Source organism: Ruegeria marina, from assembly GCF_900101475.1.
In the GTDB taxonomy this organism is placed as follows: Bacteria; Pseudomonadota; Alphaproteobacteria; order Rhodobacterales; family Rhodobacteraceae; genus Ruegeria_B; species Ruegeria_B marina.
Window position 1 is genome coordinate 162,193 of record NZ_FMZV01000003.1, and the last position, 16,120, is coordinate 178,312.

Below are 16,120 nucleotides of genomic sequence, written 5' to 3' on the forward strand. Positions count from 1 at the left end.
TCTAGAGGCCGAAACTGCCATAAGGGATGAACCGCACCGGGTCGCCGGGGCGAATGTCGCAGGCCGCATCGCCGATTTCGACCAGCCCCTCGGCCCAGCTGAGCCCGCTGATCCGGCCCGATCCTTCGGAAGGGAAAACCTCGACCCGGCCGTCGCGCACCCGGGCGCGCAGGTATTCGCGCCGCCCCGGTTTCTTGCGTTTTTCAAACGCCGCCGGCAGGTCGTATCCCTGCGGCTCGGTCCATCCCTCGCCCGCCAGTACAGCCAGCGCCGGGCGCGCAAAGACCAGGGCACAGACCAGCGCCGCAACCGGATTGCCCGGCAGGCCGAACACCGGCTTGCCCTGCCACATCCCCAACGCCAGCGGACGGCCCGGTTTCAGCGCGATGCGCCAGTGCTGTATTGTCCCCGCTTCCCGCAGCAGCGCCGAGACATGGTCCTCGTCCCCGGCCGAGGCACCGCCGCTGGTCAGGATCACATCCGCCTCTTGCACGGCCCGGTCAAGGGTGGCGCGCAGCGCTGTCCGATCATCCGGCACCCGCCCCATGTCCTGCACGCCGTAGCCCAGACGCGTGGTCAGAGCGCAGAGCATCGGGCGGTTCGCGTCATGAATCTGTCCCGGCCCCGCACTTGCGCCCGGCTCGACAAGTTCATCCCCCGTCGACAGGATCGCCACCCGAAGCGTTTTTCGCACAACCACTTCGGCAATGCCGACCGAGGACAAAAGCGCCAGGTCCGCCGGTGTCAGCCGGCGGCCCGCTGGCAGCACGACCGCGCCCTCCGACACATCCTCGCCCGCCTTGCGGGTATTCGCGCCGCGCTTCAGCGGTCCGCGAAAGGCGATTTCGCCTTCGCCCGATGTCACGTCTTCTTCGAGGATCACGGTCTCGACACCGTCGGGCAGCGCCGCCCCGGTCAGAACCCGCAGGGCCCGGCCCGCAGGCAGCACACCGTCAAAGGGTACTCCCGCCGCCGCGCGCCCTGCGTGCAGCGGCAGCACATGCGCACCCTCCGGCACGGCTCCGGCAAAGCCGTAACCGTCCACCGCGCTGTTGGCCTGCGGCGGGCTGGAGCGCAGCGCCACCGCATCCGCCGCCAGCACCCGGCCCAGCGCCTGCGGCACAGGGCAGGTTCCGACCCCTGTCACTGGCGCCAACCGGTCCCGCAGCATGGCCAGCGCGGTATCGACCGGCGTCCAGTCGACACCTGCGGGCAGGGCGAAACAATCGTTGCGCAGCGGCGGCGGCTTCAGCCCGGTCATCCTTGGTTCACTCCCAATATCCAGCCTTCCTCGGGTGCCGTCACGTTCAGCAGGCACATCAGCGCCGCCGGGTCCATGCCCGCCAGATCGCTCGCCACCCGTTCCACCTGCCATGCGTCCTTGATTCGGCCCAGGGGCGCCTTGCCCAAGGTCAACGAAGGCCAGATTTCCAACAGGGCAACCGGCCTGTCCAACCGTTCGAAGGGCCAGGCCGAAACGAACCCGGCAAACCGGCGGCGCAGCCGCGCCAGCACCGGAAGCCCCATCATCACCTGCCCGCCGACCGCACCCGCCCCGGCCATCTGCCAGCAGGTGAACGCCCCGCGAGCCAGCCTTTCCACTACGCGACGCTCGGGAAAAGGGTTGCGATAGGCGTGCTTGTTGCGCGGCAACCCGTCGATATCACGCTTGAGCCCATTCGCCCAGAACGGACCCTTGCCGCCGAACCTCAGATTGATCCACCCCGCCAGATCGAACCGGTTGTTGGCTTTCGGCGCATCCTCGACATGCGCCTCGAACCAGTCCCACAGGCGCAGGGGATCGTCCGATCCGGTCAGCACGCGCGCAAACCCCGCCGGATATCCGAACGGGAAATCGAACCCCAGCATCAGGCGCCGGCCAGCGGCCAGTTCGCTCTCGATCAGGTCGCACAGCCAAGTCTCGGCCAGCGGCCTGTTGCGGTGATAGACCGGCTCCGCACCTGCGATGCAGGACCAGATCGCATCAGCACAGGGTGCCAACGGTTTCTGGTTCCCGCCCGACCAATCGACCATGGCAAAAGTGTCAAAGGGCCTCACAACCCCACCTCGGACAGGATGAAATCGGCAATCGCGGTTGTGTCGTCCAGGTCGAACACCGGCCGATCGAGCGTCAGGGCCGTGTCGCTCGCCACCGCGCGGATGGTCGGGTCACCCGGCGCGATCAGCGCGGTGCCCGCCTCGGCCCGGAACGCTTCGACCTTGCGATGGCCCTCGCGCTTGTAGCCCTCGATCAGCACCAGATCGACCGGCGACAGGCGGGCCAGCAGCTCCGCCAGGGACGGCTCGGGCGCACCGCGCAGTTCGGTCATCTGCGCCACGCGATAGCCCGAGGCAAGGATCACCTCGGACGCGCCCGCCTGCCGATGCCGCCAGCTATCCCGGCCGGGGTGATCGACATCGAACGAATGATGTGCATGCTTGACGGTCGAAACGGTCAGGCCGCGCCCGGTGATCTCGGCCACCAGCCGCTCCATCAACCCGGTCTTGCCCGCGTTCTTCCATCCTGTGACGCCGTAAACCCTCATGTGCGCTCCAGCAGGGTTTCGGCCAGGGCCAGATCCTCGGGCGTGTTAACGTTGAAGAACGGATCGAACGGTTCGGCCGGAAACAGCACCTCGCGCCCGCCATGCCGGTCGGTCCACAGCACCACCTTGCGCAGCCCGTCGTTCAGTGCCGCGCGCAGGTCGTCGCGCAGCGCCACGGGCCACAGGCCGAAGGTCGGGTGCCGGTTGACGCGGCCCCCGGATTTCAGTTCCTCGCCCGTGCGTGGCGTTGTCGCCAGCACCAGCGGATACGCCTGCCCTTCGGCGGCCTGCATCAGCCGCGTCACCAGATCGCGCGGGAAAAACGGTGTATCGGCGGCAGCGGTGACGATACTCTCCGCCCCCTGCCCGGCCGCCCAGTCCAGCCCGGCGAGCACTCCCGCCAGCGGCCCCGCGAACCCCTCGACCGTGTCGGCCACCACCGGCAGGCCGAATTCCGCGAACCGCGCCGGATCGCCATTGGCATTCAGCGCCAGCCCCGCCACCTGCGGCGCCAGCCGGTCGATGACATGGCCCAGCAGCGACTGCCCGCCGAGGGTCAGCAACCCCTTGTCGCCGCCGCCCATCCGGGTAGCCAGCCCGCCGGCAAGGATCACGCCAAGCGGGGCCGTCATTCGCCGGCCTCCGCACTCTTCCTGCGATGTTTCCGGTCCTCGACCGGTACGCTCTGCGGATCGGCATCCCACACCAGCCGCTCGGCCCCCGACAGGCAGACAAAGCGTTGCCCGCGCATCCGGCCGATCAGCGTCAGCCCCACCTGCCGCGCGATCTCGACCCCCCAGGCGGTAAAGCCCGAGCGCGAGGCCAGCACCGGGATACCCATCATCGCGGTCTTGATCACCATCTCGGATGTCAGCCGCCCGGTGGTGTAGAGGATCTTGTCGTCCGCCCCCTCGCCCGTCGACAGCATCCAGCCCGCGATCTTGTCCACCGCGTTGTGGCGGCCCACGTCCTCCATATAGACCAGCGGGCGGTTCTGGTGGCACAGCACCGTGCCGTGGATGGCCCCGGCCTCCAGGTAGAGCGAGGGCGTCCGGTTGATCCGCGCCGCCAGATCGTAGAGCCACGAGGTGCGCACCTCCGCCTGCGGCAAACGCACGTCCTCCAGCCCTTCCATCATGTCGCCGAACACGGTGCCCACAGCGCAGCCGCTGGTGCGGGTCTTCTTCTTCAGCTTCTCCTCGTGGCTCGTCTGCACCGCCGTGCGCACCACCACGGTCTCAAGATCCTCGTCGTAATCGACGCCGGTGATCTCCTCGCCCGGCTTCAGCATCCCCTGATTGCGCAGGAACCCCAGCGCCAGGTATTCGGGATAATCCCCGATGGTCATGGCCGTGACGATCTCCTGACTGTTGAGGAAAATCGTCAGCGGGCGTTCCTCGACCACCGAGAGGTGCGCGGGCGCGCCGGTCTGGTCCAAACCCTCGACCGCGCGGGTCAGCCGTGCGGCCTCCGGATCGGGGGCGATGATGTAATCCGACAAGTCGTCCGAGATAGGCAATTGCAACCCTTTCCTTGGCCCGGTAGAGCGGTCGGGCTTACCTTAGGATCTAGGCATGGCCTTCACCACATCCAATTCAATGTTCTGGAAGGGTTTTCGTGACGGCGCGCCGTTCATCATGGTGGCAGCGCCCTTTGGTACGCTGTTCGGCGTCTTCGCGACCGAGGCCGGGCTGAACCTCGTGCAGGTGATGACATTCACCGCCACCGTCTTTGCGGGCGCGGCGCAGTTCACCGCGCTGCAACTGCTGCTGGATGACACGCCGACACTGATCGTGCTCTTGTCGGCGCTGGCGGTGAACCTGCGGGTGGCGATGTATTCCGCCGCCCTGACCCCCTATCTGGGCGCCGCGCCTTTGTGGCAAAGGACAGTTGCGGCCTATTTCACGGTCGATCAATCCTATGCCCTGTCGGTGGTCCGGTTCGAGACCGAGCCGGACCTGACCGTGCCGCAGCGCATGGCCTATTTCTTCGGCGCCGTGACGCCGTTGGCCCCGGCCTGGTATCTGGCGACCTATCTGGGCGCGGTTCTGGGCACCCGCATCCCGGAAAGCTGGGCGCTGGATTTCGCCCTGCCGATCACATTTCTGGCGATGATCGGGCCGATGCTGCGTACCCTGCCGCATGTCATCGCGGCGCTGGTGGCCATCGTCATGGCGCTGCTGACGGCGGGTGTCCCGTTCAACCTCGGCCTCCTGATCGCGGGGACCGCCGGCATGATGGCCGGCGCACAGGCCGAGGTCGTGCTGAACCGCAGAAAGGCCGCAGGATGAGCCAGATCGACCCCATCACGATGTGGACAGTCATCGCCGGGCTGGCCATCGGCAGTTTCGGGCTGCGCTTCGTCTTCATCGGACTGGTGGGCGACCGCCCCCTGCCGGGCTGGCTGCTCCGGCATCTCCGCTACACCGCCGTGGCGATCCTGCCCGCGCTGATCGCGCCGCTGGTGGCCTGGCCGCAAGCCACCGGCGGACAGCCCGACGTGCCACGGATGAGCGCGGCAGCGGTGGCGCTCGCCGCCGGCTACTGGTCGAAAAACGTGCTTGTTGCGATCTTTTCAGGGGCGGCAACCCTGTACGGGTTGCTCTACCTGCTGGGCTGAGACGGCGCTCAGCCCGAACTGTTCAGCTTGGCGTTATTGGCCGCAAGCCCCTTTTGCAGGTCGGCATCGTCCTGCTCGTAATATCTGTTGGTCACCGCGCCCGGGATCGCACCAAACTGCTCGGCCAGCTTGGTCGGCTGGAACGTCACCGCAATCGACTCGAACCCCGGAACCTGTTGCAGCAGACGCGCCGTGGAATTGGCGCAATAGGTACCGGGAACCGGTCCCATCGAACGGGCCAGCCGATAGGCGACCTCGGCCTGTTCCGGCGTCACTTCCAGCTCCTGCACGACCACATGATGCGTCTCGCGCGCGTGCGAACCGCGATAAGCCCGTTCGACCGCCGGGGTGATGCCGAACAACACGTCGTTCTGCTCGGGAACGATATCCGCCCAGAAGGAACCGGCAGGGTCGAAAATCACCCGTTCGCTGGCGTTGATCATCAGCGACGTGTGCGCCCCCGCGCCCGAGCGGTTGTTGACCATGGTATATAGCGTCAGCTTCGCGGGCCCCGGATCGCGGTAGCGCACGGCAGCCACCGTCGCGTCATCGGCATAGGGCGCGCTCTGGTTCGCGCATCCCGCCAGCACTGCGACCAGCGCGGAAACGATCAGCAGGTTCTTCACGACTGCTTCCAGGCAGGATCAGGACCAGAAGATGGCCATGAACAGCAGAATGAAGAAGATCACGACCACCGCGCGGATGGTAAACTTGATGAACCCTTCAAAGGTCTGGGTCTGGGTGGTGATGTCCATCGAACCGGGTTTGAAATCAGCCATAGCAGTCTTCCTATTCGCGTGTTTTTCGGCTGGATAGCGGATTCTCGCCGCTCTGTCACCACGTCATTCGCGCGCAGGCAGAGCAAGATCGAAAGGTGTGCACTGCGGGTAACCATAACCCCATCGCCAGGGCAGACCCGAGCAGGGGCCGCCACCGAACCGCACCGCCATGTGCATGGCGTCGGCTATGGTGCCATAGGCGCGGCGCACTGTTTCGGGTGTGGTGTCGTAGCGGGTGGAAAGCTCGTCCAGATGGCTCTCGCCGGTCTCGCGCACGCAGGCGCGCAGGTCGTCGTCGGCCTGAAGCCGGGCCTCATAGCTGTCCTCGGCGTTTTCGGCGGCACCCGCGTCGTGATACGCGCGGTCATGGATGATGCAGCACGCCTCCCACGGAGGCACATCGCCCTGCGCCGCCGCGAAATCGGGAAAGGTCCCGGCCACCAGCGTCCAACCCGCGCTCAACCCGCCGGAACAGCCGTCGGTGGTGAACGGGGCAAGGGCGCTTTCTGTCCGGGTTTGCATCAAGGACCGATGGGCAGGCAATTCGATCGCGCGCCCGATATCCTGCGCTGTGGCAGGTGCGGCGGCCAGCAAAGCCGCGACCAGCAGGCTACGGGCTCTCATCGCGATACTCCTTCGCATCCGCCTTCCAGCCCATTTCCTGGGTCAGCCACAAAAGCACCCGTTCCGCCGGGTTCAGCGTCGCCCGCACTTCCAGAACCTCGCGCGCCATGGCCGGTTCGTCGGTGATCAGCCCATCGATCCCGAGCGAGATCATCCTGGACATCTCAAGCGGCTCGTTGACGGTCCAGACATAGATATCCTTGCCCGCCGCGTGGACCGCGCGCACCAGCGCCGGACGCAGGCTGGCGGTGCTGACCGCGATGAAATCGCCCTCCAGCCTGGCAAGATCCCCCACCGCGGTGGCGGCCAGAACCCCAGTGCGCCAATCGGGCCGCAGCGCCCGCATCTTCTGCACCGCGGGATATTTCAGCGACATGGTGGCGACCTGGTCCTGCATGCCCAGTTCCTCGACCAGCGCGATGACACGGTTCTCCAGGTCGACGTCATGGCCGTAGTATTTCAGCTCGATCAGAACGCTGGCCTTGCCCCTGGCCGCCTCCAGAACCGCCCGCAGGGTCGGCGCCCTTTCGTCCGAGTATTCGGGCGCGAACCAGCTACCGATGTCTATCGCCTCCACATCCTGCATCGTTGCGTCCCAGATCTTGGTCGGCACGCCGGCCAGTTTCATGAAATCGCTGTCATGCATCACGACAATCTCGCCGTCTGCGGTTTCCTGCACGTCGATTTCCACCCAGTCGGCTCCGTCCTCGATCGCCTTGACGACCGAGGCCATGGTGTTCTCTGGCCGCGCCCCCGCCGCGCCCCGGTGGCCGATGACGGTCACGTCATCCTCGGCGGTCAGCTGCGTCAGCAACCCGTCACTCACCCATGCCCCGACCAGAAGGGCAATGCCAGCGACGCCCGCCGCGCCAAGCAGACGTCCGCGCACCCCGACACGGCCGGAAGGCTGCGCCACACTCGCCGTTCCGCCGTAAAACCCGTCCAGAACCTTGGCCAGCGCCCCCAGTCCGATGGCCGACAGCACAAGGCCCGCCAGTGCCCAGAACCCCAGCACCAGGGCGATCAGGATCAGCGCCCGGCGCAAACCGCCTTCGGCCGGGATCGGGATCAGGGCCATGGCCAGGTTGGCGATCGCGGCGATGCCGGCGGCAATGGCGATTCGAATCGCCACCCAGATGACCAGTTCAATCTTCAGCGCGGTCCGGCGCGCACCCATCCTGCGGGCGCTTTCGGCAAAGACATCGCGTGGCCGCGCCCCCTCGAACAACACCAGATGCAGCGCCAGCGCCCAACCCGACAGGCGAAGGATCAACGCCCCGGCCAGGATCAGCATGACGAGGCCGATCAGCACGACCGCCACCCAGAACGCCGGCGGATGGAAGGTCAGGTAATAGTTGATGTCGTAATCGGTCAGGGTCCACCACGCGATCAGCCCGGCAACGGCGGCAAAAGGCGCGATGAGCAACAGCACCCGCAGAATGAAGAGCATCGCAAAGGTCAGCAAGGCTCTCAGGCGGCCGAAGACAAGCGTAAAGGCGGCGCTGCCGGTCTTCCAGACATCGGCCTCGGGACTGCGCAGGCTGGCCGCCATGACAGAGAAGCTCAGCACCTCCGCGACAAGCAGCACGCTCAGGACCGCCAGTGAGGCAAGGAATCCCAGTGGGGACAGTATGAAGCGGGCAATATCCTGGTCGGTCAGCGCCGATTGATCCGAGAGGGCGACGGCCAGGTTGATCAGCCCGGCAAGTGCCGGCGCGATCAATGCCAGCGCCAACAGGCGCAGGGCAGCATATAAAGGCACGAACAGGCTGCGCTGCGACCATGATCGTCGCCAGGCCAAAACGACATTCGATAAATGCGACACGGTTCAATCTCCCGAAGGTAATACGGGTATTGAAGGCCCTGCCCGCCGGTCTGGCAAGTCTATTCCTTTTTTTTAGCCGGACCGGTCTGTTCTTCCAGATCGGCGGCCAGCCGGAACCCGATACGCGGCGCAGGCTTGTCCCGCGCCACCGTCGGCATGGCGCGCAGAGTCACGTTCAACTGGCTCACGTGCTGCACCAGCTGGGTGCGCGCGCCGGTCTGGTCGACCCCGTAGAAGGTCACGATATCGGGATCGAAATATCCCATGCCCTCGATCCTGAGCAGGCCCGCGCCGCCGCCGACCAAGCCCATGGCGACCTCTTGCGTGGCGTCGAGCTGTTTTTCGAAGTTCTGGATATAGATGATCAACCGCTCATAGGCCCATCGCGCCGGGCTCTTGCCGGTTGTGGGGCGTTTCAGCGGCTCGGGCACCTCGGGCCGGCCGGCTTCGTTCTTCGGATCCGCATGCACCTCGTGACAGCGGGGCAGCGCCGCAGCCTCGGCATATTCGGCCGAAGTTTCGATCTTGTCGTCCATCGCTCATCCCCTGCGCTGATAGAGCCAGGCCCCGTCCTCGCGGCGGGTCCGGACCACGTCCCCGGTATGATAGAGATGGTTGACATGTGCCACTGCTTCAACCAGCGCCAGCCCGTATTCGCCCTCGCCGATGCTGCGCTTGAACAGGGGGGCAAAGCACTCGGACGCCGCCTTGGGCGTATCGAGATGGTCGCGCAACCGCGCCAATGCGCCATGGTGGTTGTCGATCAGCTGCCGCATGCGTGTCGGCAGGCCGGTGAAGGGCAGCTTGTGCCCGCCCAGCGCCAGATGATCGGGCCGCGCCAAGGGCGCCAGCCGCTCGCAGGTTTCCAGCCAGTCGGCCAGCGGGTCGGCCAGCGGCTCGGTGGCATAGACGCCAATATTGGGGCTGATCGAACTCAGGATCTGGTCGCCGGTTATCACCAGGTTGTCGTCGCGGCTCCAGAAGGTCGCGTGTTCCGGCGCATGGCCGTTGCCCATGTGCACGTCCCAGTCGCGCCCGCCCATCCGGAACACGTCGCCCTGCTTGATCCGGGTGAACCCCAGAGGCATCGGATAGACCATGTCGGCAAAGTTGAAGGGACGTTCCGCCATCCGCCTGGCCAGCACCTCGGGCGCCATGCCGGCGCTGCGGTAATAATCCAGCGTCTCAGAGGGCCAGGTCTCCTGCACGTCCAGCGACAGCATCCGCGCGAACAGCCAGGCGGTGCGGGTCGTCACCAGTTCGGCCCCCAGCTCGGACTGGAACCAACCGACGTTGCCCATGTGGTCGGGGTGGTGATGTGTCGCCACCACGCGGCGCACCGGTTTACCCGCCAGCGGCCCGTCGATCAGCGCCTGCCAGATCGCGCGAGTCTTCTTTGACGAAAATCCGGTGTCGATCACCGTCCAGCCATCGCCATCGTCCAGCGCATAGACGTTGACATGATCCAGCTTCATCGGCAGCGGCAGGCGCATCCACAACACGCCCTCGGCCACCTCGATTGCCGCGCCCTGACCGGGCGGTTCGTCCCACGGGTAGCGCATGATCCGGCCCTGTCCTCCGTCCATCACGCGGCCAGGTCGTCGAGGTTCATCGCATAAAGCCCCGCCGAACCCGATTGCGCATGGGTCAGCAGGGCGGCATGTTCGGGCAACATCCTGTCGATGTAGAAACGCGCCAGCGTCTCGCGCGGGCTGCCCGGTTCGGCCATCGCGGCCTTGAGGTGGAAATGCGCGCCCAGCACGCGGGCGAAGGCGCGCAGGAAGGGCACGGCCCCGGCAAAGCGGTCGTCCATGTCGGTCTGCGCCACCAGCCACTCGGTACCCTCGCGCAGCGTCTCGGTCGCCTGCCAGACCGCCTCGGCAAGTTCCTTGTGAGTGCCGCGTGCCTGTTCGGCATTGGCCTCGATCTCGTCCAGCAGGCGAAAGGCGATCTCGCCCCCGTCCATCATCTTGCGCGCGACAAGGTCCATCGCCTGAATGCCGTTGGTGCCCTCGTAGATCGTGGTCACGCGGACGTCGCGGGCATATTGGGCGGCACCGGTCTCCTCGATGAAGCCCATGCCGCCATGAACCTGGATGCCCATGTTCGACACCTCGACCCCGGTATCGGTGCCGAAGGCCTTGGCGATTGGGGTAAGGAAGGCGGCGCGTTTCGCCCAGTATTCCTCGCCGGTGGCCTTCTCCATGTCGATGGCCACCGCGCAGGCCAGCGCGATGGCGCGGGCGGCAAAGACCTCGGCCTTCATGGTCATCAGCATCCGGCGCACATCGGCATGGGCGGCGATCGAGTAGCCATGCAGCGAGGTGCCCTGGCGGCGTTCCAGCGCATAGGCCAGCGCATGTTGCAGCGCGCCCTCGGCCACGCCGATTCCCTGTCCGCCCACGCCGAGGCGGGCGTTGTTCATCATGGTGAACATCGCGGCCATGCCGCCATGTTCCGGCCCCACCAGCCAGCCGGTCGCGCCTTCATACTGCATCACGCAGGTGGGTGAACCGTGCAGGCCCATCTTGTGTTCCAGGCTGACCACCTTGAGATCGTTGGCGCGGCCCGGCTCGCCGTTCTCGTCGGGGATGTATTTCGGTACGAGGAACAGCGAGATGCCCTTGGTGCCCGGCACACCATCGGGCAGGCGTGCGAGAACCAGGTGGCAGACATTGGTGGTGAAGTCGTTGTCGCCCCAGGAGATGTAGATCTTCTGCCCGGTGATGGCATAGCTGCCGTCGCCGTTCGGTTCGGCCTTGGATCTCAGCGCGCCCACATCGGACCCGGCCTGCGGCTCGGTCAGGTTCATCGTGCCCGACCATTCGCCCGAGATCAGTTTCGGCAGGTAGAGGTCCTTGATTGCATCGCTGGCGTGGTGTGCCAGCGCCTCGATCTGGCCCTGGCTCATCAGCGGGGCCAGTTGCAGCGACAGGCAGGCGCCGCTCATCATCTCGTTCACCGCAGTTGTCACGGCCATCGGCAGGCCCATGCCGCCATACGCCGGGTCGCCGCTCATGCCGACCCAGCCGCCTTCGGAAATCGCCTTCCAGCCGTCGGCAAACCCGGGCGAGGAGCGCAGCACGCCGTTTTCCAGCCGCGCCGGATGCAGGTCGCCGACGCGCTGCAGAGGCGCCATCACCTCGTCGCACATCCGGCCGGCCTCGGTCAGGATCGCCTCGACCATGTCCGCGCCTGCCTCGGCAAATGTCTCGGTTGCGCAAACGCTGTCATAGCCGACAACGTGATTGAGCAGGAACGTGTAATCGGTGACGGGCGAACGGTACGGCATGGGATCCCCTCGGTGTTTCGTGTCGGCTTGGCAAGCCGCAGAGGCAACTGTATGTAACAAGGCTTGTCCGATTACCTATCCAGAGCCGCCCGGCAAGCAACCAAAACGCCGCGTCACCACCCATGTACCGCATCGAAACCACCCAACTGACCGCCGACGCCGCAGGAATCGCCCGCGCGGCGGAACTGTTGCGCGTGGGAGAACTGGTCGCCTTCCCGACCGAGACCGTCTACGGGCTGGGCGGCGACGCGCGCAACGGGCGGGCCGTTGCCGCGATCTACGCCGCCAAGGGACGCCCGAGCTTCAACCCGCTGATTGCCCATGTCGCCGATGCCGCGATGGCCCGCCGCCACGTGATCTGGACTGAGCAGGCCGATCGGCTCGCGGCGGCCTTCTGGCCGGGGCCGCTGACGCTGGTCCTGCCCTTGCGCGACGGGCACGGCATCTCGGAACTGGTCACTGCCGGACTGGACACGCTGGCGGTTCGGGTGCCCGCGCATCCCGTGGCGCGCGCCTTGCTGACGGATTTCGACGGACCGGTGGCCGCCCCCTCGGCCAACCCCTCGGGCCGGATCAGCCCGACCACCGCCGCGCATGTGCTCGCGGGCCTCGCGGGCCGGATCGCCGCGGTGCTCGACGGCGGACCCTGCGGCGTCGGCCTGGAATCCACGATCGTGGGACTGAGCGGGGAACCGACCCTGCTGCGCCCCGGCGGGCTGGCCGCCGAGGAGGTCGAAGTCGTTCTGGGCCACCCCCTGCTGCGACAGGCCGAAGGGGGCGCGATCAGCGCACCGGGCCAGTTGCTGTCGCATTACGCCCCGCGCGGAGCGGTACGCCTCGAAGCCTCCGAAGCGCGCGGCAACGAGGTTCTGCTGGGGTTCGGCCCGATGGAGTGCGACGAGAACCTGTCGCCCGCGGGCGATCTGGCCGAGGCGGCGGCAACCCTGTTCGCCGCGCTGCACCGGCTGGACGCGACCGGCCGGCCGATCGCCGTGGCGCCGGTGCCGGACCACGGGCTGGGCGTGGCGATAAACGACCGGCTACGCCGCGCCGCCGCACCGCGCGACAGCTGAGACGCAGGCTGGGGGCCAGCCCCCAGACCCCCGGAGTATTTCCGACCAGAAAGAAGCAGCAGCCTCAGTCGAGCCAGGTGACCGCGCAGCCGATGTGGTCGAGGAAGGACAGGAAATCGGCCCGCGCCATGGCGATGGTGCGGTCATTGACCAGCGGGTGCATGTAGATCGCCTCGGCCCGCTGTGCCGCCGTGTCAATGAAGAATCGCACATCCTGCCGGACGCCGGTGATCATCGCCAGCGGACTGACCGCGCCGGGCCGGATGCCGAGGTTCTCCATCAGCCGGTCCGCCGAGCCGAAGGACAGATTGCCGACGCCCAGACGCGCGCCCAGCGCCTTGAGGTCGATGTCGCGGTCCTGCTCCAGCGTCACCAGGTAGCTGCGCTTCTTCTTGTCGCGCAGATAGAGGTTCTTGATCCTGAGCGCATTTTCTCCCGGCTGCATCAACCGGTCCTCGATCGCCTTGGAGTCCTCGACCGTGCGCAGGGGCGGATGTTCATGAAGGCGATAGCGCAGACCCCAATCATCGAGTTGCGCCAGAAGCGCATCCGACGAAACCGGCAGCGTGTCCTGATAGATCGACGAGGCATCCATGCGGGCGGGTTCCTTTCTGCTTGCGCCGGACCGGCTCTCCGGGCTAATGCCGCCCTCCCTATCAGGACCGGCGGCAAGTTCAACCGCTCCGCCGGCGTGGCCCGGACCTAGGCGCCGGGCAGCCTGCCCGTTTCCAGCCACGTCCTTTCCTCTGGCGCCAGAAGGGCCGCGGCCCTGTCGCTGTAATGCTCCATCTCGGCGGCGCTCAACCGGCCCTCCCACTTGTTGCCGGTTCCCGTGGAGAAGAACTTGGAGAAATCGTGGAACACGCTCTGAAAGCCCGGTTTTTCGGATTGACGCCGGGCATTTTCCTTCATCGCGGAAAAACTGCCGGCCGCCACAAAATCGGCCAACGCCGCGGGGCCCACCTCGATGTCCAGGATCCGCGCCAGGCGCCGGATCTGTCCGGGCAAGTCGCGGCTGAGTTCGGCGTAATGGAAGAAGTGAAGATTGGGCAGGTCGCGATAGGCCCGGAACGAGTGGAAGTGATGAACTATGGCCGCCAGCGTCAAGTCGTCAGTGCCGGTCGGGGTGACGGGAAAATCGACGAACCGCCGGAACGCCTCGCTTACCGTTCCTTCGAACAGGTAGGACAGCCAATCCTCCTTCATGTTCATTATATGGTCGCGGAACGAGAAATGCACGTCGACCGGATGCCGGTGCACGATCAGGTAGACGGCGCGCGGGTCATAGGCGATCCCGTCCAGCGGCGTATGCGTCTTGATGCAGCGCCGGTGATCCTGTCTTTCCAGGACCTCGACCTGCGCCGCCCTGTCCCGGAAACCGCAGTCCAGCCAGGGCGAAACGCCGTTGTTGTAGACCGCAGGGTCGGCTTGACCCGTAAGCAACATGCGGACCAGGGTCTGGGTCCATGTTGTCCCGCATTTTGGCGGTGTGCAGACGAATATGTCATCGGCCCGAATGGTGAAATCGGCCCAGACATCGGTGTTTGTGACCGGCCCGACATAATTGGTCACTCTCTGCGGCAGCATCCGGTTCATCGCGCGCCTCCCTGCACATCGGCCATGCGGTTCAGGGTAACCCGAAACCGATTGCGAGGATAGCGCCGGACTTGACTCGCCCGCCATACGCGGTTACCAGCCCCCAAACATCCGGAAGCGTCAGACCTTCCGGTCCCTTGATATGTTCAGGGATCGCCCTCCACCAGCGTGTTACGCCCGTGGAGGCGATTGTGTATTGAACCATCGCTTCCTACCTTGGGGGCGCGACCGCAACAGGCAAAGGAGCCGGAGAGCCATGTTTGAAAATCTGTCCGAACGCCTCTCTGGCGTCTTCGACCGCCTGACCAAGCAGGGCGCGCTGAGCGAGGAAGACGTCAAGACCGCCCTGCGCGAGGTGCGCGTCGCGCTGCTCGAGGCCGACGTCTCGCTGCCGGTGGCGCGCGATTTCGTCAAGGCGGTGCAGGACAAGGCCACCGGCCAGGCAGTGACCAAATCGGTCACGCCGGGCCAGCAGGTCGTCAAGATCGTGCATGACGCGCTGGTCGACGTACTGCGCGGCGCCGAAGACCCGGGAAAGCTCAAGATCGACAATCCGCCCGCGCCGATCCTGATGGTCGGCCTTCAGGGCGGCGGCAAGACCACCACCACCGCCAAGCTTGCCAAGCGCCTGAAAGAGCGCGAGGGCAAGAAGGTACTGATGGCCTCGCTGGACGTGTATCGACCGGCGGCGATGGACCAGCTGGCGGTTCTGGGCGTGCAGATCGGCGTCGATACCCTGCCGATCGTGCCGGGCCAGAAACCCGTGGATATCGCCAAGCGCGCCAAGCAACAGGCGATGATGGGCGGCTATGATGTCTACATGCTCGACACCGCCGGCCGCCTGCATATCGACCAGGTGCTGATGCAGGAGGTCGAGGATGTTCGCAACGTCGTCACCCCGCGCGAAACCCTGCTGGTGGTCGACGGGCTGACCGGTCAGGTCGCCGTCGAGGTGGCCGAGGAATTCGACGCCAAGATCGGCATCTCGGGCGTGGTGCTGACCCGGATGGACGGCGACGGGCGCGGTGGCGCGGCGCTTTCCATGCGCGCGGTGACCGGCAAGCCGATCCGCTTTGTGGGCCTGGGCGAAAAGATGGACGCGCTCGAAACCTTCGAGCCCGAACGCATCGCCGGCCGCATCCTGGGCATGGGCGACATCGTGGCGCTGGTCGAGAAGGCCCAGGAAACCATCGAGATGGAACAGGCCGAGCGCATGATGAAGCGCATGGCCAAGGGTCAGTTCAACATGAACGACCTCAAGATGCAGCTGGAACAGATGATCCAGATGGGCGGCATGCAGGGCATGATGGGCATGCTGCCGGGCATGGGCAAGATGGCCAAGCAGATGGATGCCGCGGGCCTCGACGACAAGATCCTGAAACAGCAGATCGCGCTGATCCAGTCGATGACCAAGAAGGAACGCGCCAATCCCGCCCTGTTGCAGGCGAGTCGGAAAAAGCGCATCGCCGCCGGTGCCGGGATGGAGGTCAGCGAGCTCAACAAGCTTCTGAAGATGCACCGCCAGATGGCGGACATGATGAAGAAGATGGGCAAGATGGGTAAGGGCGGCATGCTGAAACAGGCCATGAAAGGCATGTTCGGCAAGGGCGGCACGCCTGCCGACATGGCCGAGATGGCTAAGGGCATGGACCCCAAGGCGCTGGAAGCCGCGGCCAAGGCAATGGGCGGCAAGGGCGGCCTGCCCGGTCTGGGCGGCATGGGCCTGCCGCCGGGCCTCAGCGGGTTCGGCAAGAAGAAATAGTCG

18 protein-coding genes are annotated in these 16,120 nt (G+C 66.0%); 4 read left to right on the top strand and 14 right to left on the bottom strand.

Features of this window, described 5'->3' with window-relative positions:
• Position 1 precedes the first annotated feature (1 nt).
• Genes BLT75_RS05415 through BLT75_RS05435 form a run of 5 tightly spaced genes read right to left on the bottom strand, consistent with a single transcriptional unit; the run spans position 2 to position 4,065 of the window.
• A complete protein-coding gene (locus tag BLT75_RS05415) occupies positions 2-1,261 on the bottom strand; it encodes a molybdopterin-binding protein (protein ID WP_093028497.1) in 1,260 nt (419 codons plus the stop codon).
• The gene (locus BLT75_RS05420) at positions 1,258-2,058 is read right to left on the bottom strand and encodes a molybdopterin guanine dinucleotide synthesis (RefSeq protein ID WP_093028499.1); all 801 of its coding nucleotides are present in this window, start codon (positions 2,056-2,058) and stop codon (positions 1,258-1,260) included. The genes BLT75_RS05415 and BLT75_RS05420 overlap by 4 nt, the downstream gene beginning before the upstream one ends.
• Entirely contained in the window at positions 2,055-2,546 is a 492-nt protein-coding gene (gene mobB / locus BLT75_RS05425; RefSeq protein ID WP_093028501.1) for a molybdopterin-guanine dinucleotide biosynthesis protein B, read from the bottom strand. The genes BLT75_RS05420 and mobB overlap by 4 nt, the downstream gene beginning before the upstream one ends.
• A complete protein-coding gene (gene mobA, locus BLT75_RS05430; protein ID WP_093028503.1) occupies positions 2,543-3,178 on the bottom strand; it encodes a molybdenum cofactor guanylyltransferase MobA in 636 nt (211 codons plus the stop codon). The genes mobB and mobA overlap by 4 nt, the downstream gene beginning before the upstream one ends.
• Positions 3,175-4,065, bottom strand: coding sequence for a formate dehydrogenase accessory sulfurtransferase FdhD (locus BLT75_RS05435; protein WP_425441119.1), 891 nt, complete (start codon positions 4,063-4,065; stop codon positions 3,175-3,177). Before BLT75_RS05435 ends, mobA begins: the two co-directional genes overlap by 4 nt.
• A gap of 55 nt (positions 4,066-4,120) precedes the next feature.
• On the opposite strand from BLT75_RS05435, the gene BLT75_RS05440 reads away from it, so the two are divergent.
• Both BLT75_RS05440 and BLT75_RS05445 read left to right on the top strand, forming a co-directional pair.
• Entirely contained in the window at positions 4,121-4,837 is a 717-nt protein-coding gene (locus BLT75_RS05440) for an AzlC family ABC transporter permease (RefSeq protein WP_093028507.1), read from the top strand.
• On the top strand, positions 4,834-5,166 hold the full coding sequence (locus tag BLT75_RS05445; protein WP_093028509.1) for an AzlD domain-containing protein: 333 nt from the start codon (positions 4,834-4,836) through the stop codon (positions 5,164-5,166). The genes BLT75_RS05440 and BLT75_RS05445 overlap by 4 nt, the downstream gene beginning before the upstream one ends.
• 8 nt (positions 5,167-5,174) lie before the next feature.
• Here BLT75_RS05445 and BLT75_RS05450 read toward each other — a convergent pair whose 3' ends face one another.
• The 7 genes from BLT75_RS05450 to BLT75_RS05480 all read right to left on the bottom strand — a co-directional run bounded on the left by BLT75_RS05450 (position 5,175) and on the right by BLT75_RS05480 (position 11,686).
• Complete coding sequence (locus BLT75_RS05450) at positions 5,175-5,792, bottom strand: hypothetical protein (protein ID WP_093028511.1); 618 nt, start codon at positions 5,790-5,792, stop codon at positions 5,175-5,177.
• Between the two features lie 18 nt (positions 5,793-5,810).
• A complete protein-coding gene (locus BLT75_RS05455) occupies positions 5,811-5,945 on the bottom strand; it encodes an aa3-type cytochrome c oxidase subunit IV (RefSeq protein WP_093028513.1) in 135 nt (44 codons plus the stop codon).
• 63 nt (positions 5,946-6,008) lie between these two features.
• The gene (locus BLT75_RS05460) at positions 6,009-6,569 is read right to left on the bottom strand and encodes a hypothetical protein (protein ID WP_245706373.1); all 561 of its coding nucleotides are present in this window, start codon (positions 6,567-6,569) and stop codon (positions 6,009-6,011) included.
• Positions 6,556-8,394, bottom strand: a complete 1,839-nt coding sequence (locus BLT75_RS05465) for a glycerophosphodiester phosphodiesterase (RefSeq protein ID WP_093028517.1) — start codon at positions 8,392-8,394, stop codon at positions 6,556-6,558. Before BLT75_RS05465 ends, BLT75_RS05460 begins: the two co-directional genes overlap by 14 nt.
• 59 nt (positions 8,395-8,453) lie before the next feature.
• On the bottom strand, positions 8,454-8,930 hold the full coding sequence (locus tag BLT75_RS05470; protein WP_093028519.1) for a DUF6173 family protein: 477 nt from the start codon (positions 8,928-8,930) through the stop codon (positions 8,454-8,456).
• Between the two features lie 3 nt (positions 8,931-8,933).
• Positions 8,934-9,956, bottom strand: coding sequence for an MBL fold metallo-hydrolase (locus BLT75_RS05475; protein ID WP_425441120.1), 1,023 nt, complete (start codon positions 9,954-9,956; stop codon positions 8,934-8,936).
• Between the two features lie 23 nt (positions 9,957-9,979).
• A complete protein-coding gene (locus tag BLT75_RS05480) occupies positions 9,980-11,686 on the bottom strand; it encodes an acyl-CoA dehydrogenase (protein WP_093028523.1) in 1,707 nt (568 codons plus the stop codon).
• A 122-nt stretch (positions 11,687-11,808) separates the two neighbouring features.
• Between BLT75_RS05480 and BLT75_RS05485 the strand changes: the two genes are divergently transcribed.
• A complete protein-coding gene (locus BLT75_RS05485) occupies positions 11,809-12,759 on the top strand; it encodes an L-threonylcarbamoyladenylate synthase (RefSeq protein ID WP_093028525.1) in 951 nt (316 codons plus the stop codon).
• A gap of 64 nt (positions 12,760-12,823) precedes the next feature.
• Here BLT75_RS05485 and BLT75_RS05490 read toward each other — a convergent pair whose 3' ends face one another.
• Both BLT75_RS05490 and BLT75_RS05495 read right to left on the bottom strand, forming a co-directional pair.
• Positions 12,824-13,354 (bottom strand): prolyl-tRNA synthetase associated domain-containing protein, encoded by a 531-nt coding sequence (locus BLT75_RS05490; protein WP_093028527.1) that lies wholly within the window; start codon positions 13,352-13,354, stop codon positions 12,824-12,826.
• Positions 13,355-13,461: 107 nt separating this feature from the next.
• Positions 13,462-14,355 (bottom strand): sulfotransferase domain-containing protein, encoded by an 894-nt coding sequence (locus tag BLT75_RS05495; protein ID WP_176827851.1) that lies wholly within the window; start codon positions 14,353-14,355, stop codon positions 13,462-13,464.
• A 256-nt stretch (positions 14,356-14,611) separates the two neighbouring features.
• On the opposite strand from BLT75_RS05495, the gene ffh reads away from it, so the two are divergent.
• Entirely contained in the window at positions 14,612-16,117 is a 1,506-nt protein-coding gene (ffh, locus tag BLT75_RS05500) for a signal recognition particle protein (protein ID WP_093028531.1), read from the top strand.
• Positions 16,118-16,120: the final 3 nt, after the last annotated feature.